Genomic DNA, 24,462 nt, shown 5'->3' with positions numbered 1-24,462 from the left:
TCTGTAGTCAGTACACCCGCATCATGATTGTTTAGTCGCTTATTCACCAGTGGCTATTATGACCAGATTCAAAGATGGGACAAGCAAGCATCCGACCAGACTATTCCGACATGTCATTTGAATACCGCAACTTCCGCAACTCCATTCCATGCAAAAAATCTGCGTTTATCCGCGTCCATCGTCGCTTCATAACAATAGTAACCAGCACTCAGTCGCATTTACTTTTGCTGATATCTCCCCCACTCCCCTCGAATTCTCTCTGTCCAGATTGTCTGACACTCCCGAACACCTATAATCCCCCTTAAACCTAAAGTTTTCAGTTTTGACTCACAGGATGAGGGTACGGCAGTATCGATGGCGAAAAATGAAATTGTGATTCGTGGAGCACGAGAACATAATCTGCAGGATGTCTCGGTCACACTGCCGAAAAATAAACTGATTGTCATGACTGGCGTGAGCGGCTCTGGAAAGAGTTCGCTTGCGTTTGATACGTTGTACGCCGAAGGGCAGCGGCGGTATATCGAATCGCTTTCAACCTACGCCCGGCAGTTCATGGGGCAACTGCCCAAGCCGAATGTCGATATGGTCAGTGGGCTTGCTCCCTGTATTGCGATTCAACAGAAAGTGACCGGCCGCAATCCGAGGAGTACCGTCGGCACCATCACCGAGATTTACGATTATCTGCGCATCCTCTATGCCCGCGTTGGCCAAGGATACTGCTACGTTTCCGGTTTGCCGATTCGGGCTCAAACGAGTGATCAGATTATCGATACGCTGCTCACCTATCCGCCCAAAACCGAACTGCAGATTCTTGCTCCGCTCGTTCAACAGCAGAAAGGAGAGTTTCGCGATCTGTTCGAAGATTTACGAAAACGGGGTTATCTGCAGGCACGCACGGATGGCGAATTTCACACGTTGAATGAGCCGCCGACATTGCGAAAAAACTACAAGCATACGATCGATCTCGTCATCGGGCAGGTGACGATCGGCACTGATGGTCGGACTCAATTTGCAGAAAGTGTCGAAGCCGCCCTCAAGCTCGGCAACGGACGGCTTATTGGAATTGTGACCGAGCCGAAAGCCGCACCAGTCGAACGGCTCTTCAGTGCACAATACTCCTGCCCGGAAAGTGGCATGAGTTACGAGCCCCCTTCGCCGCAGTTGTTCAGCTTCAACAGTCCGATCGGCATGTGCCCCGATTGCAACGGCCTGGGTGAACGGTTCGATTTTGAAGTCGATAAAATTGTGACGGAGCCTGGTAAGTCGATCAGCAGAGGCGCCATTCCCCTGATCGGCTCGTTTGGCAAAGTTGGCAAGGCGAAGAAGAATCGATACCGGGGAGCTGCCCGAATTGTTGAAAGTCAACTTGAGTTGACCGAGGGCTCGATTATCAAAACCGCCTGGAAAAAACTCCCTGAAGAAGCTCAGAAGTTGATGCTTTATGGCTTGGGTGACCGTGAGTTTTATTCCGCTTCCACATACGGAAAACGCTTCCTCAGCCATTACGGCAAATTCTCGGGTTTCATTGGCGAACTGCTCGACAGTTACCGCACCGCTAAGAATCCGATGCGGAAACGCCAACTCGAAAAATATATGGAGACAACTCCCTGTACGAGTTGCGAAGGAACTCGATTAAATCGGCAGGCTCGTAATGTGCGGCTGAACTCGACTGACAAAACCTTCCGCAAGACGCACGAAAATTCTGAATTGAGTATCACTGACGTCTGCGAATTGACGATTGCCGATGCTCATCAGTTTTTCAATGAAATCAAACTCGATGAAACTCAGCAGCTCATCGCCGAGGATGCCCTGAAAGAAATCCGCGGACGCCTCAGTTTCCTGCTGCAGTGCGGACTCGAATATCTTTCGCTAGCCAGAACTGCTCCCACACTTTCCGGCGGAGAGAGTCAGCGAATTCGCCTGGCCGGTCAGATCGGCAGCGGTTTATCGGGCATCGTTTACATTCTCGACGAACCCTCTATCGGATTGCATCCCCGCGATAACGACCTGCTGCTCGGCAGTCTGCTCAATCTGAAAAACATGGGGAACACCGTCGTCGTCGTAGAGCACGATGAAGAAACGATGCGGGCAGCCGACTATGTGGTCGACTTCGGACCCGGGCCGGGGCATCGCGGCGGAGAAGTCGTCGCGGCTGGTTCCTTTGACGATATCCTCAACTGCGAACGCAGCATCACGGGACAGTATCTGGCTGGCACTCAGGCGATCGAAATTCCGCAGGAACGACGCAGTCCCAAGGGACGTGCGTTAAAGATTATCGGAGCCCGTCACAACAATCTGAAAAATGTCGATGTCGAAATTCCACTTGGCTGCTTTGTCTGTGTGACAGGAGTGAGCGGTTCAGGGAAAAGCTCTCTTACGAACGATGTTCTCTGGCAAATCCTCAATCGCGATGTCAATCGCGGCAACGGCAACCCTGGAGAGTTCGAACGGGTTGAAGGGCTCGAAGAAATCGATAAAGCGATCGATATCGATCAAAGCCCGATCGGGCGGACGCCCCGCTCGAATCCTGCGACTTATGTCAAAGTATTCGATCTGATTCGCGATCTCTATACGAAACTGCCTGCTTCTAAGCTGCGAGGATACAAACCGGGCCGATTCAGTTTCAATGTGGCTGATGGTCGTTGCGAAGCGTGTGAAGGTCACGGAGCCAATAAACTCGACATGGATTTCCTGGCCGATATGTGGGTCACCTGTCCGGTATGTGAAGGAAAACGATTTCGACAGGAGACACTCGAAATCGAATACAAGGGTCACAATATCGCCGATGTTCTCGATCTGGAAATCGGCGATGCGATGCCATTGTTCGAGAATCATCCAAAAATCTATCGGCACCTCAAAGCACTACACGATGTCGGACTCGATTATCTAAAACTCGGCCAACCTTCGCCGACCCTCTCAGGGGGAGAGGCACAACGCATCAAACTTGCTCGCGAACTCGGGAAACGTTCGACCGGCAAAACGCTTTATCTCCTCGATGAACCGACAACTGGACTCCATTTTCACGATGTCAAAAAACTGCTCGAAGTCTTACATCAGTTCTGCGAGCAGGGAAACACAGTCGTCGTCATCGAGCATCATCTCGATGTCATCAAAACTGCAGACTGGGTGATCGACCTTGGCCCCGAAGGGGGAGCAGGTGGTGGAGAGATTGTTGTGGCTGGGACACCGGAAACGGTTGCCAAAAATGCGAAGTCCTACACGGGACGTTCGCTGATTGCCTCGCTGCCGGATGTGAAAACGAAAGCCCGCAAGAAAAAAGCCAATAATCGCAGCAATGGTCACAAACTGACGGCAGCCGAACTGCGGCAGATCTCGAAACAGATCACGATTCGCGGAGCCCGACAGCACAATTTGCAGGATGTCGATGTCGCGATTCCCCGCAATCGCATCAGTGTTTTTTCTGGCCCGAGTGGTTCCGGCAAAACGTCATTGGCGATGGACACCCTTTATGCGGAAGGCCAACGACGTTATGTCGAATCGCTTTCGGCTTACGCCCGGCAGTTTCTGGGGCAGATGCCGAAGCCGAAGGTGAGCCAGATTCAGGGACTTTCGCCTTCCATCGCCATCGAACAGAAAACCGTCGGAGCGACGCCCCGTTCCACGGTCGGCACCGTCACGGAAATTTATGATTATCTCCGCGTCCTCTACACACGACTCGGAACCCTTTACTGTCCAGATTGCGAAATTCCAGTCACACAGCAGACAGTTGATGATATTGTCAATCAGGTTCTGGAATCCCCTGATAAAAGTAAAGCCTTAATCACCGCAGCGGTTGAATTGCCCAAAGGGCAGACGTTCGACAGTCTGTGGGAGTCGTTGAATAATCAAGGATATTCCCGCGTCCGCATTAATGGTGAAACCCATTCTCTTGATGCTGTGCCGAAACTCGATCATAAAGCCCGACATCAACTGGATGTGGTGATTGACCGAATTGCGATCAAATCCTCAAAAGCAGGCCGCAGTCGTATTGCCGAATCTGTTGAGGTCGGTCTCGGTTTTGGTCACGGTCATATTAAGCTCGTACTTGTTGATGAAGACTTGCCCGAACCGAAGTGGCCGACGCGTGAGTTCAGTGTCCACTACAGTTGTTCGAGTTGTGGTCGATCATTCGAACAACTTGTGCCTCAGAATTTCTCATTCAACAGCAGTCTCGGCTGGTGCGATTATTGCGAAGGCCTGGGCATCGAAGAAGGGGTCAGTCAGTCAGCGATCATCGCCGACTCCTCCCGCTCGCTGCTCGATGGAGCGGTCTCGGCCTGGCCGGACCCGCAGACGCATCCCCAATTCCGAAACTTTCTGGAAGGGATGTCACAGGCTTACGGGATTCCAATCGATGTTCCTTTTGTTGAACTGACGCCGAAACAGCAGCGAATACTCTACTACGGTTCCGATCAGGAAATCTCGATCCCGAATCAACCGGGGTTGACCGTGAAGTACAAAGGTCTCTTCCCCGGCCTGCACGAAGCCTCGCGCATGTCATACGATTATCGTCGCGCCTTGTACGATCAACTCGGCGAGCAGGATTGTTCTCAGTGTCAGGGGAGCAGACTTCGCGAAGATGCGGCGAACATGCGGCTCGAACGCCTCACGCTTCCGCAGTTGTGTCGACAGCCATTAAACAGTGCCTATGAGTTTGTCAAAAGTCTAAAACTGAACAAAGAGGAGAAGAAGATTGCTGGCGATCTGGTGGAAGAAGCCGAGCATCGGCTCAAGTTTCTGATTGATGTCGGTCTCGATTATCTCAATCTCGATCGTGGCATGCCCACTCTTTCAGGCGGGGAAAGTCAGCGGATTCGCCTGGCGGGTCAACTGGGGCGTTCATTGACTGGCGTTTTATATGTTCTGGATGAGCCGACGATTGGCCTGCATCCTCGCGATAATCATCGTCTCAACAGTGCGCTTAAACAATTGCGAGACTTGGGCAATACAATCATCCTGGTCGAGCATGATCGAGACATCATTGCCGAGGCTGATCGGATTTTCGATTTTGGTCCAGCTGCGGGTCGACTCGGAGGTAAGATTGTTGCTCAGGGAACTCCAAAGAAAATCACCTCCGATAAAAACTCATTGACGGGCGGCTATCTGGCGAACCGGCTGGAAATTCCCGTTCCTGCTGATCGCAGATCCGTTCATGAAATGAATGGTCATTCCCGCAAGAAGGTTGGGGGAGATTGGATCGAAGTCATCGGAGCTAAGCATCATAATTTGCGAAATGTTGATGTGCGAATACCGATTGGTGCACTCACTTGTGTGACGGGTGTTTCCGGATCGGGCAAAAGTTCTCTGATTATGGATACACTGGCGCGAGCCGCCCGCAGGGCCATTCATTACAGTGGGGAAACGCCGGGCGTGCATCAGCAGATTCATGGGCTGGATCACTTCCGCAAAGTGATCCTCGTCGATCAGCAGCCCATCGGAAATACTCCCGCATCCTGCCCGGCAACCTATGTCGGCGTGTTCGATCACATACGCGATCTGTTCAGCAAATTGCCGGAAGCGAAAAAGAAACGCTTCGCGCAGGGGCGTTTCAGTTTTAATGTTCCTGGTGGTCGCTGTGAAGAATGTACGGGACTGGGACAGCAGTGTATCGAAATGCATTTCCTGCCGGATGTCTGGGTCGAATGTCCGGCTTGCCGAGGCAAACGCTTCAACGAACAAACACTGACCATCGAATTCAATGGCCACAACATTTCCGATGTCCTCGAACTTTCGATTGCTCAGGCAGCCGAGTTATTTGTGCATGTGCCGAAGATTTTCGCGCCATTGAAAGTCCTTTGTGAAATTGGCCTCGATTATTTAACTCTAGGACAATCCGCCCCCACTCTTTCGGGCGGAGAGTCTCAGCGAATCAAACTGGCAGCAGAGCTTTCACGTCCGAATCACGGCGAAACCCTTTATATTCTCGATGAACCGACGACTGGTCTCCACATTGATGACATCGCCAAACTTCTCAAGGTCATTAATGGATTAGTCGATTGCGGGAACACGGTCATCATTGTCGAGCACAATCTGGATGTGATCAAAACAGCGGACTGGCTAATTGATGTTGGTCCAGAAGCGGGCACTGGAGGCGGATGGATTGTCGCTGAAGGGACGCCGGAGGATGTTGTCGCGACTGCGAAACGCCTGCAGAAGAAAGCCGAGTATCTGGATGCCGCGAAAACGATTCGTAATCGATCATGGACGGGCGAATTGCTCGAACCGATTCTGAAATCCAATTCCCGCGAATCACGCGAAACCGTTAATGTGAATCGGCTCAAGACGATTTCGAAAAGTATTGCACAGCCGCGTATCGGCAAACAGATGCCGTGGGAAGAAGATGGCCGTGAATGGCATTTGAGTCAGAAGTCGATGACAAAGCCGAAGTGGGATGCGGAGTTGCTGTTGTTGCTGGTCAATCTATTCGAAGAAGAATTCGAAATGGAGTTTGACTGGATTCGCCCTCACGACATACAAGTGGTCGATAATGGTTATGGCCTGGTTGAAGGCGATCCGCCACTCATGCGAATCAAAACGAATGATCCCAGACATCTCATTCTCGAAATATTTTGGAAAGATGACGTTGACGACGAATTTCTCGAATACTTTGGGCAGATCCCAGGATCACAAAAAGTTCAGGCATCGGGTGTCGATTCCCTGCTGATATTTCATTTTAATGATATTCAGCAAATTGAAGATTATAGCTTTCAGGATTTAATCACTTATGCAATGGAATAAGGATCGGAAAGAGATCACTTGTTGCATCGCTCCCGATGAGTATCTTGATCTCCGGGAATGCAGGGCCACAGAGCCGTACAGGGTTTGATCTACGTAATCGATACTGTCGAAAATTCCGCTCCTGCCGATTGCTCGGCTTTTTCCGCGTGGTGAAATCTAATCCGTTTCAAAAATTCACCACGCTGCTTTGATTTCAAAGCTAGGGTTTGACATTAACCATTGTGTCATCGTACGCACTTCGTTGCTGAATACCCTGAACTGGGTGGCGGGGGCGCTCTCGCAGAGAAGCCCCCGAATGCAGAACATCGGGAGGCTTCCACTAAAATGGAGCGCCTCCGCCACTCCTGAACTTGCAACGATTGTGCCATCACAAGTGGTTCTCAATTTAACGATGCCGAAAAGGGAAAGTGAGTTTCATGTCGAAATATCTTGTGACGGGAGCAGCCGGGTTTATCGGATCGCACATCGCCAGCCGTCTGGTTCTGGATGGTCATGAGGTGCGTGTCTTCGATAATCTGAGCACTGGCCATCAGAGAAATCTGGATGCGATCCCGGGTAAATTCGAATTCATCGAAGGTGATGTTCGGGATCGCGATGCGGTTCTGAAAGCGGCCACCGGGTGTGAAGTGATCATTCATCAGGCTGCACTGGCATCCGTCCCCCTGAGCATTGAAAAGCCGGATGAAGTGCATGATGTCTGCGCGACGGGAACTTTGAATGTGCTTGACGCTGCTCGCCGTGCAGGTGTGCGTCGCGTCGTCTATGCAGGTTCAAGCAGTGCCTACGGCGATCGCCCACAAATGCCCAAAGTGGAAGATCATGTTCCGCAAACATTATCGCCCTATGCGGCTGCAAAGCTGGCTGGTGAGTTGTATTGCGAATCGTTTGCTCATTGCTACGATCTCGAAACGGTTCGCCTGAGATACTTCAACGTGTTTGGTCCGCGACAGGATCCGAATAGCCCTTACTCAGCTGTCATCCCTTTGTTTGTCACAGCTCTGCTGGATGGTCGAACGCCGAAAATCTTCGGAGATGGAAGTCAGTCCCGCGACTTCGTGTATGTTGGAAATGTCGTGCAAGCCAATCTGTTGGCTGCGACCGTTCCGGGAGTTTCGGGGAATGTTTATAACGTCGCTTCCGGTGAGCGGATCGGCGTGGGAGAAATGCTCAAGCAGATTTGTGATTTGCTCGACGTCCGTTTTGCACCGGATTTCGTAGCTCCACGAAACGGAGACATTCTGCATTCCTGGGCTGACATTTCCGCCACTACACGAGACCTCGGTTTTCACCCGGAAGTTTCATTCCGGGATGGATTGCGTGAAACCTTGCATGCGTATCGGGATGTTCTGGAAGAACAAAAAATCTCTGTCAGATAACCGTATGAGATGAAATACTCGGGGGCTTCCACTTTGTGGAGCGCCCCCGCCACCCTGCGAACTCAACAATACGTTAGCACATTAAATTCACTCGAAAGCGAATCCTGTGATGCCATCTTCCGATAAAAACTCCAACAACGCCGATGCTGTCCATGGTCATCCACTCATCAAAGCCGATGAGCCGGCTATCGATCTGGTCAAGCTGGCATTGAAAAATGTTGTTATCCTCGGCATTGCGGCAGTTGCCGGAATTGGTCTGGGGATTTTTGCATATAAGATTCTCGGCCCCAAATACACAGCCTCATCCCAGATTCTGGTCAAGCTGAAGAATCCGGTCGAAATTCGAGAGGGCGGCAATCGTGTGATTGTCGGTGAGCGAAGTGCACACGTGGAAATCATTCGCAGCCCGAAAGTCGTCGAACGAGCCGTCCGCGACTCCCATTTGGATCAGCTGGCGACTCTGGCAGGTAGCACTGAGCCTGCCCGTGATATCATTGACAGTTTGAAAGTCACTCGAACCGCAGGGGAAGACCATCATCAACTCAACATTCTCAACCTGCAATACACCACTTCAAAATCGAAAGACGCCACCGCGATTTTAAATGGGATCATCAAAGCCTACGATGATTATCTCAAGGACGATGCCCAAAAAAATCACTCGGAATTGCAGACTCTGCTTGAACAGATTAATAACGATTTGTCACCTCGCCTGGCAGCCAAGACTAAAGAGTATCATGAGTTTCGTCGCAGTGCACCACTCGTCTGGAAGGCACCTGCAGGAGCCGATAAAGGTCCGAACAATGTCACCAACATTCATCATCAGCGAGTCGATGCGATTGCCACCGAGCGTGTGAAGGTTGAATTACTCTACGAGGAAATCTCGTCTCGACTTTCGACACTCAAAGCGGCGATCGAACGCGGGGAATCTCATGAAGCGTTGATGCTGCTCGTCAAAACATTCCTGCAGAAAGATCAGACGTCAAATTCTCAAACAGTGGTTTCCGGAGCGACCGAGCGTCAACAGCTCGACAGTCAGCTGATTCCTCTCCTGCTTGAAGAACAAACTGCATTGAAGCGATATGGATCCGGACATCCAGATGTCATCAATGTGCGGAAACGAATCGATCTGGTGAAATCCTACTACCGCCAGATGGGAATCGACTTGCCGACAATGACGACAAAAGTCAATCCTGTAACCGGAGAGCCGGAACTGGTCACTGGAAATGATCCGATAGCCACTTACGTTGTGGCTCTTGAACAGCAGCAGGCGGAATTAAAAAACCGTATTGGCGAACTGCAGAAACTGTTCGATCGTTCAGCCGATCAGGCCAAAGATTTTGCACAATACGAAGAACGCGAGCAAACCCTGAGCGATGAACTCAAGCGGATTAAATCGCTGCACGATATCGTCGCCAATCGTGTCGAAGTTCTCAGCCTGGCATCAGATGAAGGGTATCAATTGACGCAGATTTCACCCAGCCGAGCCGAGCCGGATATTAAGCATGTGATTAAAATTGTCGGGGGCTGTCTCGTTATGACATTGATGTCAACCTACGCCTTCCTGTTCCTGCGGGAAATGCGGGATACATCACTCAAGAGTCTGGCCGACCTGCGAGCCATTGTCGACACGCCAATACTCGGAACGCTGCCTTCCATCGCCAACCCCGCCAAAAACCTGCAGGCGGCTCGCGAAACCGGGCTCGCACCGATGTTGTACTACTATCACGATCCCGGCTCTCCAGAAGCGGAAGCCTGCCGTTCGGTTCGTGCGACGTTCTTCGTCCGGGCTGCTGACGTTGATGCCCATATCATACAGTTCACCAGTTCCGAACCGGGAGATGGAAAAACGACAACCATTTCCAATCTGGCAATTTCCATCGCTCAGGCTGGCAAACGTGTATTGCTGATTGATGCCGACTTGCGAAAGCCGATGGTGCATCAACTCTTTGGGATGCGGGAGGAGATTGGCTTGAGCGAGTGTCTGTCTGGCGAAATTGAAATGGCCAACGCGGTTCAGGATTCCAGGATCGAGAATCTGGATATCCTGTCTGCAGGTTCAATCCCAGCCAAACCAGCCGAGTTGCTATCGTCATCGAAGCTGCATTATCTGCTCGGTCAGGCGAAACGAGAATACGATTTTGTTCTGGTCGATAGCCCACCTGTGCTGGCGGTCAGCGATCCTTGTATCACTGCTCAATCGGTCGATACGGTCATGCTGATCGTTCGGCTGCACAAAAACCGACGGCCTTCCGTCAAGCGGGCTCTCGAAATATTCGAAGCTCACGAGATTCCATTGCTCGGCGTGATCGCCAATGGATTGCAGGATGGTTCAGGTGACTATCAATACCGCGGCGGCTACGGCGGCGGGTACGATAAAAAGTCACCATATCAGCAAACCAACGACATGCCCGAATTCCTCGCACCGACTCAAGCCGTCATTCCGAGCTAAAATAATGTTGCCGAGTTAAGGGAATTCGATTTGTGCTCCACTGGCTTAGACCGTGTTCCATACAGTTCGAATTCGCCACTGGCAGAGCAACTGGCACACGGAACGTAATTTTGCCCGACCTTCACCTCCATCACTTCGTTCTGGTAAAGGCCATCTAGAGGAAGATTCCATGGAGCATTAAATTTAACTGACCGAAAGCTACCTATTCCCCCTAATCGTTAAAACACTAATAATGATTAATATCGTTGAATATCCAACAAAAACAGGAGTATTTTGTCCATATGATTTGTCAATATCGCGAACTGTAATCCGCTGGTCGAAATTGGAAATAAGCATTTAAAATTTTGATTCCAATTGCATATTGGAATCTTTGCTCAGATAACTATTTCCAAATAAAAGCAGGGAAAGCTTCACATGCAGGCCTATCGTCGGAGACTGAAACAGTATTTAAAACCACTTTGTGGATTTGGTTTAGCACTTTCTGGGATTTTAGGCAGCAATACTGTTGCGATGGCTCAGCTCAATCAAATCGGCTCATTAACCGTCGACAATGTCGAACTCGACTTTGACCTGCTTACGCCTGGTCCGACGTCATTAATGACGATCAACGATACCTTCTTCATGTCTCAGGGGGCTACAGGTTTAGAGGGTCTTTCTTTCCTGACGCGAACAGGTACAGGAAACTACAACTTCCAAACAGGTGCTGGAGCGGCAATCGCTGCACTCGATGGCTCAGGGCAACTCGGAATTATTCCACTGAATGGAGATTTTAACGAGTCGAACAGTGCACAACTCTTGCTTCCAGGGGAATCGACCCAATTCGGATAGTGCTGCACAGCTTCCTTCCAGTTTGGCACAGGTTGGCGTTCAGAATGGAACCGTAATTTTTAATCAACTGGCGACTCGTCTACATGGCATCGCTGGCTCCTATGGGCTTGGCGACGACTTTGGCTATTCTGCTACGATGCCAAATTTTGAATCAGGCTTCCAACTCGCAAGCGACTCTGCAGATGACCTTTCGAATCCACTGATTGTTCGCGGGCAATGTGGATCGGGATGCTGCAGTGACTGGTGTGCCTATAACAGCGAATGGGATGGATGGGCGAGTGGTTACGGAATCGGCGGTGAAGTTTCCAGCACTGGCGGAGCAGCTGGGTTAGACTATCGCACCGGAGGTGCACAGGTCGGTTTGTTCAAACGAGCAGACGCCGACACTTTGATGGGATTCTTCGGCGGCACCAGTTTCCAACAGGCCGATTTCACCGACAACTCACGAGCCGATGTCGATAGCGGAACGATTGGTGGCTTTATCTACAACCAAGACTGTAGTGGCAGTACCTGGATGGTTGCTGCGAATTTTTATCACGACAGCTATCGGACTTCACGACCTGTTGGTGCTGGAACTGCTCATGGAAGTTTTGACGGAATTCAGCAGGGAATTTATGCCGAACGTGGACAGATTCTCAATTACTGTGGATATCAGGTTCTTCCCAAAGTGGCCCTGCAACAGATCTGGTTGCATCAGGATGCCTATACGGAAACAGGAACCGGGGGAGCCGCCAGTGTTGCTGGCAATGATACGAACTCCCTGCGAGCTATCGCTGGGCTTGACGTCTCTACGGACCCGATTTGCTTTGCAGGCGGCGATGTGAAACTCAACGCAAGTGGACAATATATGTACGAGACACTTGACGATAGTACATCGGCGACGGCTTCCGTCGGCGCAGCTCCGGCATTTACCGCTCGGGGTGTTAGTTTCGGACGTTCCTGGGGAGTGTTCGGAACCGGATTCAGCTACGATCGATTTGATCGTGTTTCTCTCTACGGTAACTATGATCTGTATATTGGAGAAAACAGCACCTTCCACACCGCAGATGGTGGTGTGGCTGTGAACTGGTAAACCAGGATTATCATTCGGTCATCGCATAAGTTAATACAACGGACCTGATCGACTGTCATTGGATTACATAGGGAATGACGCTCCGCTTATTACTCGCGGAGCGTCATTTCGCATAAATTCTTACAGAGATTACTCACTCAGCGGACGCATCATAAAGTTCCGAATTTTGGCTGTCGTTTCAAACGTCGCCAAGCCCAGTGGAGCAGAGAGATCGACTTCGATGCGCGTCGAGATTTTCGAGTCTTCAATATCGACATTGATCACCTCTTCATCGTCCAGCCAGACGATAATTTTCTTATCGGTCACCTTCATGCGGATATCGTACCATTTGCCCTTTTCAAAAGTGGCATAGGTCGTCGTTTCATTTTCGGAGGCATCGTACCCATTCAGACTGGAAATGCCGATCACTCCGCCACCCCAGCCCCCCATGATCAGTGAGCAGTGGGCATCTTTCACAGGGACAGTCAAACCGACAAAGAAATCTCCTCCCAACGCCCGTTGAGCCTGCAGTTTGATTTCATAATTCCCCTTCGGCAACTTCTTAAACGCTTCCTCAGTCATCGTCACCCCATTAAGTGGAGCAGACATCTCGATGACCATTGCCCCCTCTTCAACGCTCACTTCCCCAGGCCCACCGAAGTTGGTTTTCTTCCAGCCGTTGAGTGTTTTGCCATCGAATAGCGGTATCCATTCGGATTCTTTTTTCTCGCCTAGCTTTTCTTCGGCAGGGCATGTTGTTGAGAATCCTGCAAGTAAGAGAGTCAAACAGATCGCGGATGAGACTGAATATTTCCAGGTGGACATGAGGAGTTCCGATGCAGGCTTGAGTGTTTGTGAGTCAGTTATTCTTCTAAGCATACACGAGAATATCTATGCAATAAAGAAAACTCTTGGAATTGGATTAACGGGACTCGTAACCAAACCAATGTCCAAAGCTCCAATGAATTAATCATTTATCTGGATAAAAAAGGATATTCAGTTTTGGATCAAATTTATAGATAAACAATGCAATCCTGTTGAAGACTGTAAAATTAATATTCTTAGGAAAATTTACTCTAACGCTCGTTCTCCAAATCAACCAATTTAATTCAAAGGAATCTAATTCCATTTTCAAATTGAATCCTGGTCCGTGCGTACGTTCATTCCTCTCCTGAACTTTTCGTTGTGTTTCAGGACTTCTTATTGGATGATTCGTTTTTTCAAGTTCTAAAATCGCTTGTTCAAGACTTTTCGCTCGTTCCTCGAAGTAGTTTTCTACAAAAGTAACACTGAATCCAAAATGTTCATTGAGTATCTTCACGAAACCAGAGGGTTCAAAAGGTGTTGAGGATGTATCGACAAAGATTTGGCTCATTGAAATCTTCTCTTCTTTTGTTGAGATGAAAAATTCAATAGTTACAATTTTATCACAAAAAAAATGCCACAACTCAATCGAGTGTGGCATCTCAAATTCAATTCAGACAGGCAGGATGCCTGTCCTACTTTTCTTTTAACTTACCCAACAAGCATCGGGCGGCGTTTGCGTTCGTTTTCGGTCAGGCCGATTTTTCGCAGTCGAATGGCAGCCGGGGTCACTTCGACATACTCATCGCGTTCGATGTACTCGAGTGCGATTTCCAGGGACATATCGCGTGGCGGCTTGAGCAGAATGGCGTCGTCTGAACCGGAAGCTCGCACGTTGGTCAGTTTCTTTTCTCGGACAGGATTCACGACCATGTCGTTATCGCGAGAGTTCTCGCCGACAATCATGCCTTCGTAAATATCCGTGCCCGGATTGACGAACATCTCGGCTCGATCTTGAAGTTTCCACAACGCGTAGGCCGATGATTTCCCAGGCAGCTGAGAGATCAGTACGCCATTGGCTCGGCCCGGCAATTCGCCTTCGCTCGGTTTGTAAGAATCGAATCGATGATTGATCACCGCTTCGCCGCGAGTGGCATTCATCAGTCGTGTTCGCAAACCAATCAAACCCCGAGCCGGGATCAGGAACTGGAGGTGCGACTGTCCGGTTTCACTCGACGTCATATCCTGGAGCTGACCCCGGCGGGGAGTGATCAATTCCATCGCTCCACCGACCAAATCTGTCGGAACATCAATCGAAAGAATCTCGAAGGGCTCGTGCATCACGCCATCGATCTCTTTGCTAATCACTTCAGGCTTACCGACTGAGAGCTCGTAGCCTTCGCGTCGCATTTCTTCAATCAGAATCGACAAGTGCAGTAAGCCTCGTCCCGAAACGCGGAAACATTCCTTCACATCTGTCTCTTCGACTCGCAATGCAACGTTCGACTGCAACTCCCGCATCAGTCGATCACGCAAGTGACGGCTCGTTACGAACTTGCCAGACTTTCCGGCAAATGGCGAACTGTTAATTGTGAAACTCATTGAAATTGTTGGTTCATCCACTTTGATTCGTGGCAATGCCTCGGTGATCGAAGGATGAGCAATCGTGTCTCCAATGTCTGGATCGGGCAATCCGACCAGAGCGACCAGATCGCCAGCGCTCGCCTGAGGCACAGCCGCACGACCCAGATTGTTAAAGACTTCGACCTGTTCCACGGTGGAATTCACACGAGAACCGTCTGCTCGCATCAGTACGACTTTTTCGCCGGTATTCACTTTGCCGGCCAGAATTCGTCCCGTGGCAATTCGTCCGACATACTTCGACCACTGCAATGTCGTCACCATCATCTGGAAAGGATCATCCATGGCGACGGTCGGAGCCGGTACATGTTCGATAATCATGTCGAGCAACGGGCGGATGTCGCCGGTGTGATCTTTAGGGTCATGTGTCGCAAAGCCGCTGCGTCCACTCGCGTAGACATAGGGGAAGTCAAGAACTTCGTCGCTCGCTCCCAGTTCGACCAGCAAGTCGAAAACCTGGGAAAGGACTTCATCGGGGCGACAATCCGGGCGGTCAATTTTATTGATGACCACGAGTGGTTTCAGATTCTGCTCGAGTGCTTTTGAAAGCACAAAGCGTGTTTGCGGACGGGGCCCTTCAAAGGCATCGACCAGTACGAGAGCACCGTCAGCCATACTGAGCACGCGTTCGACTTCGCCACCGAAGTCCGCGTGACCAGGCGTGTCGATGATGTTGATCTTCACCCCTTCGTAATTCAGGGCGATGTTTTTGGCAAGAATCGTGATGCCTCGTTCGCGTTCCAGATCGTTGGAATCGAGAATACAGGCTTCCTGCAGTTGGGAATCCCGGAATTGACCGGACTGCTTGAGCAGACTGTCGACCAGGGTGGTTTTTCCATGATCGACGTGGGCGATAATGGCGATGTTGCGGATGTCTGAACGTTGCATACTGATATCGACTCTTGTTACGGTTCTTCGGATACGGTTTACGGTTTTTCCGCGGAATGTTTGACGGTGGGCCGGGCTTCCCTCGGGAAGTCGAGTGGCAGGAACCGGAGGAGCATTCTTTTTCCGGTCTCACTGGCAAGCGATGTTTTATCGTATCGACGTCAACTCCTTTTCACGCGATGCGGGGATTATACGGCTTTTCCAGGAAACATCACCGTCAGTCTTGACTTTTTTTACAATCTTTCTAGGAATGATTCCCTTCGAATCAATACATTCCGATGCCTCAGCTGCTGATCAGTGTTCGTTCTTCCATCGAAGCAACTGCTGCGATAGCAGGAGGTTGCTACGTTCTGGATATCAAAGAACCCGAAAACGGCCCCCTCGGAATGGCATCCGCTGATGTGATCACTCAGATTTTCGGCCAAATCCCTCCTGAGCATTCCGACATTCTGAAAAGCGTCGCCTTGGGAGAATTACACGACTGGTCAGCCGATCGACGGCCAGACCCCATTTTGAGTCAAGCAAATATCCTCAAAGTTGGCCCCGGCGACTTCGAGGATATCGCGGGCTGGATTCGATCACTTAAAGCCTTGATCCATCGCTTTCAACACCATCAAATCCTGACCAATCAATTCATCGCCGTTATCTATGCGGACACCCCACTCGGACAATTGATCCTGAGTCAATCACCAAATGACCAGTTGCAACTCTTTCACGAACTCCGTGCCATCAGTTGCACCGGACTACTGATTGACACTCAAAATAAAACAGCAGGCTGCTTAACGAAATACGCCACCGAAACTCAACTCCTGCAATTTTGCAACCACTGCCAACAGGCAAATCTCACCTCCGCCCTTGCAGGCTCCCTGCAACTGGATGAGGTGACGAAATTGATGAACTCCGGAATCAAACCCAATTACTTCGGCTTCCGCTCAGCGGCCTGTGTGTCAGGTATCAGAACGCATGAAATTGATGCCGAGCTTGTTCGGGACCTCAAGAGATACCTCCGTTAACGAATAAATTTATCGATTGGGTGGCACGTCCCTGAACAAAGCGATGGGCATGGCTTTCCAGGAAATGCTTCCTCAAAAATGAGTGCCATGTTTGCATCGCGAAGCAGGGCAAGCATGATTCGAGTTGTATTGAAATATCCTCCCGGGCAATATCATCACGAGCAATTGAAGAAAATTACTGCTAATACGCCAAGGGATATAAGAACATCTTGCTTTAGCACACTCTTCGCTTGAGGGAGAAACCAAAGATCACAAGACCGCAAAAGCATCACTGCACTTCTGGCTGTAAGACAATGCTTAGCACGCAATGAAACACTGCTGGGCAAGCCAGCAGTAGCACGTTTCAAATGATTTATGAGGGTAGACAGGATACGACTGTCTGTTTTCTTATGAGCCGAGGTATCGGGAGTAGAGTGTTTTGGCGGTGTTGAGGTCTTCGGTGCCTTTGATGATGGCGCGGCGATCCTGGAAGAGATGGAGTTCGATTTCCGGTTGGTCGGTCGGTTGGAACCAGAGCAGAAAGGGATTTAATGTTGTGGTGCCGATGGTGTTCCAGAGGAGTTGCTGTTGCTTGAGGTCAATCGATTTGCCGGGGCTGGGGGAGATTTGTACGGCATTTCTACCACAGAGGATTGTGGATTGACTGGTTCGCTCGCCGCGGAGCCAGAGTCGTTCTTGTTGGTTGCAGGCCGGGCAACTTTCGTTGTCGGATAAACTGGAGAGGTCGATCTGCTGAAAAGATCCTTCCCAGAGATCGATGATAGTCATGCGTTGATCGATGAGCTGACCAGCAGAGGCGATCCACTGCAGCGCCCGCGTTGCCTGGAGTGAGGCGATCACATTGACGGCTGGGCCGATGACGCCGGCTGTGTCGCAGGTTTCGGTTTGCGGCGGATCTTCTTCGAGAATACATCTCAGGCAGGCTGTGCGGTGAGGGATGACGGTGAAGACTTGTCCGCGGGCGGCGATGACGCCGCCGGAAATCCAGGGTGTGTTCGATTCGAGAGCGTAATCGTTGATCAGGAATCGCGTTTCGAAGTTATCGGTGCCATCCATGATGAGCGTGCAAGAGGTGAGCAACTGTTCGATGTTGGAGGCGTGCAGGTCTTCAACGTGGGATTCGATGGTAATGTCGGAATTGATTCGCTGCAGCTTCTTTTGAGCGGCGACGGCTTTGGGCAGATGAGCGTGGACATCGTCTTCATCAAACAGGTGCTGTCGCTGCAGGTTGGAGAGATCGACAAAATCCCGGTCGATAATTCGTAAATATCCGACACCTGCTCGTGCGAGAGTTTCGGCAATGACAGAGCCGAGAGCTCCGCAACCGACGATGGCGACGCGTGCATTCTGCAGCTGTTTTTGACCTGCTTCACCAATGCCGGAGAAGAGAGTTTGCTTGCGATAGCGGTCGAAATTTCCAGTGAAATGAGTGGTCATGAATTCAAACAGAGCATGTGTAAAGAATGTGGGGAATCGTAGCGACAGTGTGGGTTAGTAGAGCGAGAATGTCCAGTGGGTGGAGTGGCCAGTGTTGAGTGGCTAGAGGCCAGTGTGGTTGAGTGTTGAATGTTGAGGGTTGAGAAACAAGATCGGCGTTTGAGATTACATTGTGGGTTTCATTGTCATCTGGTCACTGGTCACTGGGAACTCGCCACTCGACATTCCAGCGCAACAAAATCGGGTGGGGTGAACCATCAAACATTTTATACCGAGAGGAAACGTATGTCAGTGATCAGTGAGCGGGGGGAGCGGGTGTTTTTGCCGCGGATGGGGCGGGAGGATTTCTGGAAGATGCTGCATGAACATTATGCGGGAGATCATCCAGGTCGCTGGAAGTCGCTGGCGATCTTGGCTCTGCGTGAGAATGCGGGCTGGCCTCTGGAAACGATTGGGGCTGTGTTTGGTCATCATCGTGGGCATGTTTCGAGGATTCTGACGAAGGTGAAACGGGAATTGCGTGAGACGTTCGAGCAGTCTCCCGAGTGGTTGGGGATGGGAGATGAGGAGGAGTGGTCGGAGCATGGTTGTTCGGAACGGGGTTGTTCGGAGCGAGGGTTTTCGAATCCGAATCGGGAAAGAGGCTAGTGTTGAGTAGCGACATGAGATGAGTGGTTAGAGATTAGAGGTGAGAGTGTTGTATTCACGGCCTCCAATTTTCTCATCACTGGGCTCTGGGCACTGATCTTTCTGAATGTCGAAACCCGATTTACAAATGGAGCGATGAATGCGAATTGAAACGAAGAATGTCAATCAACTCAAGCCTGCTGATTACAACCCGCGGGTGGAGTTGAAGCCGGGGATGGATGAGTATGAGCGGCTGAAACGGTCGCTGGCTGAGTTTGAGTTGGTGCAGCCTCTGGTGTGGAATGAGCGGACCGGGCATGTCGTGGGTGGGCATCAACGGCTGGGGGTGTTGAAAGCCGAGGGGGTTCAAGAGGTGCAGGTGGTTGTGGTCGATCTGCCTCTGGAGCGGGAGAAAGCACTTAATATTGCCCTCAATAACGAACGGGTGGGTGGTCGGTGGGATGTCGAAAAGTTGCAGGATCTGGTGACCGAGTTGATTGAGTTGCCGGAGATTGATGAAACCTTAACTGGCTTCAGTCCCGAAGAGTTGAATGAACTGATGTTGAAACCATCCTGGTCGGGCGAAGAAATCGCAGAAGAGGGCGAACAGATTGTTGTCACCTGCAAAGTCGCTGAGGACGAGTGGGACGGGTTTCGGTCTGGGCTTGATGATTTGCTCAAAGAGTTCGATGTGGAACTGCATGTGCGGATGCCGGGAGGTGGATGAAAGCGGAAAGCGGGGAGTTAGAAGACGCTGGGACAATACCTCCGCTTTCGGCTTTCCACTGTCCGCTTTTGCAGCTCTGAGGGCTTCGCTGCGAACCCAGCCACCCTGAACAAAGAAAAATGGCTAGTGGCCAGTGATGAGTGGGCTTCGATCATGTCATAAGCACTCTCACCTCTAATCACTAATCTCTAATCTCTAACCTACACTGGCCTCTGGTCACTTAACACTGGACACTCCAATGATACTTTCTGTGAATTACGAATTTCTCCCCAAACAACGCACGGTGCGGACGTCGCAGGTGATGGATTTGTTTGGGATTGATTTTGAGCAGGGACGGCATGTTGTCGCTGAGGGATTGGAATTGCCTGTTGAGCAGGGATCGATTCTCTGCTTTACGGGGGATTCCGGTTCGGGTAAGTCGAGCATGATGCGGGCGGTTTGTCGGCAGATTGAGGGCGTGGTTGATGTGAATGCTCTGGAACTTCAGCCGGTCAGTTTGATTGATGGACTGGGAATCAAGGTGACGGAGGGGATGGCTTTGCTGGCTTCGTGTGGATTGGGAGAGGCGCATTTGATGTTGCGGACGCCGGCTGAGTTGAGTGACGGCCAGCGGTATCGATATCGGATTGCGTTGGCGATTTCTCAGCAACCTGCCTGGATTGTGGCGGATGAATTTACGGCGACACTGGATCGCACATTAGCAAAGGTGATTGCGTTCAATGTGCGGAAGATTTGTGATCGGACGGGAATCGGTTTTCTGGTCGCGACGACGCATGACGATATTGTGTCGGATATGAATCCGGATGTGCATGTGGTTTGCCGACTGGGTGATGAACCGGATGTAGTTTGTCGGGATGAGAATGTAAAAAAAAAGGGATCAGTTTTGGCGGGGAGATCTGGGTCAGTGAAGCGTCCCGAGTCGACTGGCCGTATTTTGCTGGGTGGCATTATCGATCGCACGACGTCGGCTTCGTCCAGTATGTGACGCTGTTGTGGCACAAAGAGGAGCCGATTGGGATTTGTGTGTTCTGTACGCCAGCGCTCTCTCTGGGCTTGCGGCGAAAATTCTTTGGGTTGTCTGGTCGTCGCAGCAAGTTGAGTTGCCGGGCTTTGAATCGTCAACTGGTGACGTTGTCGCGGGTGGTAATTGTGCCTAAGTATCGGGGAGCGGGGCTGGCGAGTCGGTTTGTGCGGCTCAGTTGCGAGAGTTGCCAATGGCCCTGGATTGAAGCGGTGGCGGAGATGGGGAAGGTGAATCCGTTTTTTGAACGAGCAGGATTTCAGCGAGTCGGCAGCATGGAGGTTCATAAGAACAGTTCGTCAAAAAAGCATGCGGGAATTTATGGAACGAAGCCAGGGACGAATCAGTCGGTGAAATTGTCGGCGGAGTCGCATCGTAAGAGTGAGTATGCGGAGCCGGAGTATTTTGTGTTTGATAATAGAGGCCAGTGTTGAGTGGCTAGGGAATAGTGTGGGTTAGAGATTAGGGGTTAGAGGTTAGAGTGTTATTTCAGTGGGTGGCACGCTCAGAACGAAGTGATGGGCGTGGAGAATGTGCTAGACGAGAGAGAACTACCTGTGCCACGGCTCTGTGAGCCGTGTGGATTACGCGTGGAATCACTACAGCACGGCTCACAGAGCCGTGGCACAAGATAAGAGATTTGAGGTGTTGCGATGTTTCGTGGGGCGCGGCGGGGACGCCAGTCGGAGCGGGAGGTGGAGTTGATTTCGGTGACGGAATTGAGTGTGGAGGATCGGCGGGCCTATCTGGAATTGCTGCTGCGGGGGGCGAGTCCGGCGGTGGCCTGTCAGCAGTTGCAGCTGGATTTATTTACGATTGTCGAAGCGGTCGCCGAGGATGATGATTTTCGGATGGAAGTCGATGCGGTGTACGACGCACTGAGTCAGAATGTGGCGGCTCGATTGTACCAGGAAGCAATGAAGGGGAGTGTGACGGCTATGACACAATGGTTGAAGCATCGACCTCCACCTGAGTGGAGCAGTACGGTCGTCGAGGGATTATCGGTGTCGAGTTGGGATTTGATGAGTGATGAAGAATTACTCGCGCATGCGCGGTTGGAAAAGATTGAAATACCAGTTGAGCTTGAAGGAGGCGATGACACGCCGGGCGGCGAGTCGGCATCCGAGTCGATTTCGTGAGGCGATCCAAGTTGAGGGACTGGAAGGGAAACGGTTCGTCAATGTGATGGAGGATTGGCAGCAACAAGACCTGGAAGCTTTGGATGCGGGCTGGTTGCGATTGGCGGGACGGAAAGCATCCCATGGATATCTGCGGGCTTATCTGGAGCGGCCGCGTGGGCATTCAAAAACGACTGATATGGCGTTGCAGTTGGTTTGGATTCTGCAGAATAGTGACATTCGTCTGGAAGGCGTGGCGGCTGCGGCAGATCGGGATCAGGCGGGATTGATTCATACGGCAATGCAGAAACTGGTCGAGCAGAATGCGGGGTTATGTCGCGATCTGGTGTTTCGCCAGCATGCGGTGATCAATTCCAGGACATCGAGTCGATTGACGATTCTTTCTTCGGATGCACAGAGCAGTTGGGGACTACTCCCTGATTTTGTGATCTGTGATGAGCTTTCGCATTGGGAGAAGCCGGATCTGTGGTATTCGCTGATTTCCTCGGCGGCCAAGAAACCGAATTGCATGCTGGTCGTGTTGACGAATGCCGGTGTGGGACGTGGCTGGCAATGGGAAGTGCGTGAGGCGGCTCAGAAGAGTTCACGGTGGTTTTTTTCGTCACTGGATGGTTGTCAGGCGAAATGGATTTCTCAGAACTGGCTGGAGGAGCAACGGGAGATGTTGCCGGGGGCGGTGTTTGATCGACTCTGGAATAATCGCTGGCAATTGAGTGATGGGAGTTTTATTTCACTGCAAGAAGCCGAGGCGTGTCGGGATGAGAGTTTGAAGAGCCAGGAGCAGGGACGACGGGGCGTGAGATACTTCGCGGCAATCGACTTTGCAGAGAAACATGATTTTACAGTTGGTGTACTGCTGCACTGGGAGGGTGAGCAGTTGGTGGTTGATCGGATGGATGTGATTCAGCCCAGGCCGGATCAGCCGGTGCAGGTGGCTTGGGTTGAGGAGTGGATTGACAAGATTTCGACGGCTTTCGGAAATGTCTGTTTTGTGGTGGATGAATATCAGCTGCTCTCGACGATTCAGAAATTTGAATCTCGGGTGGAAATTGAGCGATTTGCCTTTGGAGCGGGGAAGGGCAATCACGCACTGGCGATCAATTTGCGTCAATTGATACTACGGCAGGGAATCCGCTGGTATGCGGGATGTGGTCAGTTAAATGATGTGGCTGAGCGGAACGATCTGGAGACGGAACTGGCCAGCGTGATGTTACGACAGAATGCGAGTGGACGTTGCCGGATCGATCATTTGTCTGATGGTGTGCATCATGACGATCGTGTGTTTGCATTGGGGGCAGCGGCATTAAAAGCCTCCGAGACGGGTTGTGTGGCGGACTGGATGGAAGTGAGTGAAGGGGGATTGGTTTAGCGTGGCTAGTGTCGAATGGCTAGTGTGGGTTAGAGATTAGGGGTTAGAGGTTAGAGTATTTTGACGGGTCCGAAGCTCCCTCATCACTGGGCACTAGCCACTGGCCATTGACGGATTCTGAATCCCAAATAAATGCGCACCGGACTTGGTTAGGGTAAACAGAGGTCATAAACGAGGAGTGGTGATGCTGGGATATGTTCGAGATAAAATGATGACGGCTCGGTTGCGGGCGCGGTATGAGCGTCAGGTGCAGGAGCGATTGAGTCAGCTGGTGGAGGGAGTTGGTCCGCGAGCGGTTTCTGAGGAACTTGGGGGATGGATGCCGGTGGGGTCGGGGAAAACTCGCATGACGGAACAGTCGCGTCAGGATTTGCGGCAGCAGGTTCGTGAGTTGGTGCGGGGGAATCCTCATGCCCGGAATGTCTTGCGTCTGTTGGAAGCGTATGTGGTGGGGGATGGATTGCGATTGACGGTTTCACCGAAGAGAGGAGCCCGTCTCGCGAGTGATGCTCCCGAGTTGGATCAGCTGGCGGAATTGTGGCAGACATTTCTGGATGAGAATCGGAATCATTTTTCGTATCGGGAATATGCTCGACGAGTCTGGCGGGATGGAGAGTGTTTTCTGCGGTTGTTTGCCGATCAGTCCTGGCCGCCGACGGTGCGGTTTATTGATGCGGAGCGAATTGGTCCTTCGATTGACGATCCGGAATCTCAGGGGATTGTGACAAATCAGAATGATGTGGAAGAAGTGGAAGGTTACATCTTATTACATCGCGATCATGGCGATGTTGTTCAAGTGATTCCCGCAGATGTGGTGCTGCATACCCGGTATGGGGTGGATACGAACGAGAAGCGGGGAGTGAGCTTCTTTGTCTCGATTTTGAAGCCGTTGGAGAAATTTCAGGAGTGGCAGGAGACGGAACTGCTGGCTCGGAAACTACAGGCTTCGATTGTGCTGTGGAGGAAAGTTCAGGGAGGGGCAGCTCAGGCGAATTCGCTCGCGGAGAGTGCGAGGTTGGGAACTTCGGTTGAGGTTGGCGGAGGTGTTCGTCAGGAGCGGGTACGTCCAGGAACAATATTGACGACCTCGGCTGGTACCGAGATGCAGTATTTGCAGCCGAATACGAATTATGGGGATGCGGTGCCGTTGGGTCGGATGATGCTTCTATGTGCGACTGGTGGAGGCGGGAATTTTGAGCCGGGCGGAAGTGCAGCGTCGGGAGAAGTTGGATCCGCATCAGGTGGGAGATGAGATTGCACGAGAGGCGGGGGAGGTTAGGGATTAGAGGTGAGTGGTTAGAGTGGAATTTTGAACGAAAGCTGGGGAAACGACTTCCTCGATAATCACTCTAAC

General features: G+C 51.2%; 17 protein-coding genes. 13 read left to right on the top strand and 4 right to left on the bottom strand.

Translation table 11 applies throughout. The annotated features are described in order from the left end of the window. Positions 1–354 precede the first annotated feature (354 nt). From uvrA to Pan54_RS19115, 5 genes are all read left to right on the top strand, one after another. Positions 355–6,738, top strand: a complete 6,384-nt coding sequence (gene uvrA / locus Pan54_RS19135; protein ID WP_146505011.1) for an excinuclease ABC subunit UvrA — start codon at positions 355–357, stop codon at positions 6,736–6,738. Between the two features lie 416 nt (positions 6,739–7,154). Continuing rightward, positions 7,155–8,114: an SDR family oxidoreductase gene (locus Pan54_RS19130; protein WP_146505010.1), complete on the top strand. Its 960-nt coding sequence runs from the start codon at positions 7,155–7,157 to the stop codon at positions 8,112–8,114. Positions 8,115–8,223: 109 nt separating this feature from the next. Then, positions 8,224–10,563, top strand: a complete 2,340-nt coding sequence (locus tag Pan54_RS19125; protein WP_146505009.1) for a polysaccharide biosynthesis tyrosine autokinase — start codon at positions 8,224–8,226, stop codon at positions 10,561–10,563. A gap of 414 nt (positions 10,564–10,977) precedes the next feature. After that, a complete protein-coding gene (locus Pan54_RS19120; RefSeq protein ID WP_146505008.1) occupies positions 10,978–11,391 on the top strand; it encodes a hypothetical protein in 414 nt (137 codons plus the stop codon). Next, positions 11,348–12,463 carry an autotransporter outer membrane beta-barrel domain-containing protein gene (locus tag Pan54_RS19115; RefSeq protein ID WP_165441863.1) on the top strand — a complete coding sequence of 372 codons (1,116 nt, stop codon included), beginning with the start codon at positions 11,348–11,350 and terminating at the stop codon, positions 12,461–12,463. The genes Pan54_RS19120 and Pan54_RS19115 overlap by 44 nt, the downstream gene beginning before the upstream one ends. A 129-nt stretch (positions 12,464–12,592) precedes the next feature. Here Pan54_RS19115 and Pan54_RS19110 read toward each other — a convergent pair whose 3' ends face one another. From Pan54_RS19110 to typA, 3 genes are all read right to left on the bottom strand, one after another. Next, positions 12,593–13,267: a 3-keto-disaccharide hydrolase gene (locus Pan54_RS19110; RefSeq protein ID WP_165441862.1), complete on the bottom strand. Its 675-nt coding sequence runs from the start codon at positions 13,265–13,267 to the stop codon at positions 12,593–12,595. 145 nt (positions 13,268–13,412) lie between these two features. Continuing rightward, positions 13,413–13,907, bottom strand: a complete 495-nt coding sequence (locus tag Pan54_RS19105; RefSeq protein WP_146505005.1) for a hypothetical protein — start codon at positions 13,905–13,907, stop codon at positions 13,413–13,415. 50 nt (positions 13,908–13,957) lie between these two features. After that, on the bottom strand, positions 13,958–15,775 hold the full coding sequence (gene typA, locus Pan54_RS19100) for a translational GTPase TypA (protein WP_146505004.1): 1,818 nt from the start codon (positions 15,773–15,775) through the stop codon (positions 13,958–13,960). Between the two features lie 278 nt (positions 15,776–16,053). Between typA and Pan54_RS19095 the strand changes: the two genes are divergently transcribed. After that, positions 16,054–16,788: a (5-formylfuran-3-yl)methyl phosphate synthase gene (locus Pan54_RS19095; RefSeq protein ID WP_146505003.1), complete on the top strand. Its 735-nt coding sequence runs from the start codon at positions 16,054–16,056 to the stop codon at positions 16,786–16,788. 387 nt (positions 16,789–17,175) lie between these two features. Here Pan54_RS19095 and Pan54_RS19090 read toward each other — a convergent pair whose 3' ends face one another. Next, on the bottom strand, positions 17,176–18,225 hold the full coding sequence (locus tag Pan54_RS19090; RefSeq protein WP_146505002.1) for a ThiF family adenylyltransferase: 1,050 nt from the start codon (positions 18,223–18,225) through the stop codon (positions 17,176–17,178). A gap of 285 nt (positions 18,226–18,510) precedes the next feature. Here Pan54_RS19090 and Pan54_RS19085 point away from each other — a divergent pair, with 285 nt between their 5' ends. From Pan54_RS19085 to Pan54_RS19055, 7 genes are all read left to right on the top strand, one after another. After that, positions 18,511–18,873, top strand: coding sequence for a hypothetical protein (locus tag Pan54_RS19085; protein ID WP_146505001.1), 363 nt, complete (start codon positions 18,511–18,513; stop codon positions 18,871–18,873). A gap of 139 nt (positions 18,874–19,012) precedes the next feature. Beyond that, positions 19,013–19,579 (top strand): ParB N-terminal domain-containing protein, encoded by a 567-nt coding sequence (locus Pan54_RS19080; protein WP_146505000.1) that lies wholly within the window; start codon positions 19,013–19,015, stop codon positions 19,577–19,579. 250 nt (positions 19,580–19,829) lie between these two features. Further along, positions 19,830–20,564, top strand: coding sequence for an ABC transporter (locus Pan54_RS19075; protein WP_146504999.1), 735 nt, complete (start codon positions 19,830–19,832; stop codon positions 20,562–20,564). 38 nt (positions 20,565–20,602) lie between these two features. Then, on the top strand, positions 20,603–21,034 hold the full coding sequence (locus Pan54_RS19070) for a hypothetical protein (RefSeq protein WP_146504998.1): 432 nt from the start codon (positions 20,603–20,605) through the stop codon (positions 21,032–21,034). A 219-nt stretch (positions 21,035–21,253) separates the two neighbouring features. Then, positions 21,254–21,739 carry a hypothetical protein gene (locus tag Pan54_RS19065; protein ID WP_146504997.1) on the top strand — a complete coding sequence of 162 codons (486 nt, stop codon included), beginning with the start codon at positions 21,254–21,256 and terminating at the stop codon, positions 21,737–21,739. Then, positions 21,696–23,108, top strand: a complete 1,413-nt coding sequence (locus tag Pan54_RS19060) for a terminase large subunit domain-containing protein (protein ID WP_242631369.1) — start codon at positions 21,696–21,698, stop codon at positions 23,106–23,108. Before Pan54_RS19065 ends, Pan54_RS19060 begins: the two co-directional genes overlap by 44 nt. Positions 23,109–23,292: 184 nt before the next feature. Next, positions 23,293–24,360: a phage portal protein gene (locus Pan54_RS19055; RefSeq protein ID WP_146504996.1), complete on the top strand. Its 1,068-nt coding sequence runs from the start codon at positions 23,293–23,295 to the stop codon at positions 24,358–24,360. Positions 24,361–24,462 lie beyond the last annotated feature (102 nt).

This window comes from Rubinisphaera italica, from assembly GCF_007859715.1.
GTDB classification, from domain to species: domain Bacteria; phylum Planctomycetota; class Planctomycetia; order Planctomycetales; family Planctomycetaceae; genus Rubinisphaera; species Rubinisphaera italica.
The sequence above is the reverse complement of the archived record's forward strand: the minus strand, read 5'-3'. Positions and strand labels throughout refer to the sequence as shown.

What these genes read in the sequence shown, in the direction of transcription:
- typA (WP_146505004.1), bottom strand. Translation starts at nt 15,775, where the DNA reads ATGCAACGTTCAGACATCCGCAACATCGCCATTATCGCCCACGTCGAT.
- Pan54_RS19105 (WP_146505005.1), bottom strand. Translation starts at nt 13,907, where the DNA reads ATGCCACACTCGATTGAGTTGTGGCATTTTTTTTGTGATAAAATTGTA.
- Pan54_RS19060 (WP_242631369.1), top strand. Translation starts at nt 21,696, where the DNA reads ATGACACGCCGGGCGGCGAGTCGGCATCCGAGTCGATTTCGTGAGGCG.
- Pan54_RS19055 (WP_146504996.1), top strand. Translation starts at nt 23,293, where the DNA reads ATGCTGGGATATGTTCGAGATAAAATGATGACGGCTCGGTTGCGGGCG.
- Pan54_RS19085 (WP_146505001.1), top strand. Translation starts at nt 18,511, where the DNA reads ATGTCAGTGATCAGTGAGCGGGGGGAGCGGGTGTTTTTGCCGCGGATG.
- Pan54_RS19130 (WP_146505010.1), top strand. Translation starts at nt 7,155, where the DNA reads ATGTCGAAATATCTTGTGACGGGAGCAGCCGGGTTTATCGGATCGCAC.
- Pan54_RS19065 (WP_146504997.1), top strand. Translation starts at nt 21,254, where the DNA reads ATGTTTCGTGGGGCGCGGCGGGGACGCCAGTCGGAGCGGGAGGTGGAG.
- Pan54_RS19125 (WP_146505009.1), top strand. Translation starts at nt 8,224, where the DNA reads ATGCCATCTTCCGATAAAAACTCCAACAACGCCGATGCTGTCCATGGT.
- uvrA (WP_146505011.1), top strand. Translation starts at nt 355, where the DNA reads ATGGCGAAAAATGAAATTGTGATTCGTGGAGCACGAGAACATAATCTG.
- Pan54_RS19120 (WP_146505008.1), top strand. Translation starts at nt 10,978, where the DNA reads ATGCAGGCCTATCGTCGGAGACTGAAACAGTATTTAAAACCACTTTGT.
- Pan54_RS19095 (WP_146505003.1), top strand. Translation starts at nt 16,054, where the DNA reads ATGCCTCAGCTGCTGATCAGTGTTCGTTCTTCCATCGAAGCAACTGCT.
- Pan54_RS19110 (WP_165441862.1), bottom strand. Translation starts at nt 13,267, where the DNA reads ATGTCCACCTGGAAATATTCAGTCTCATCCGCGATCTGTTTGACTCTC.
- Pan54_RS19080 (WP_146505000.1), top strand. Translation starts at nt 19,013, where the DNA reads ATGCGAATTGAAACGAAGAATGTCAATCAACTCAAGCCTGCTGATTAC.
- Pan54_RS19090 (WP_146505002.1), bottom strand. Translation starts at nt 18,225, where the DNA reads ATGACCACTCATTTCACTGGAAATTTCGACCGCTATCGCAAGCAAACT.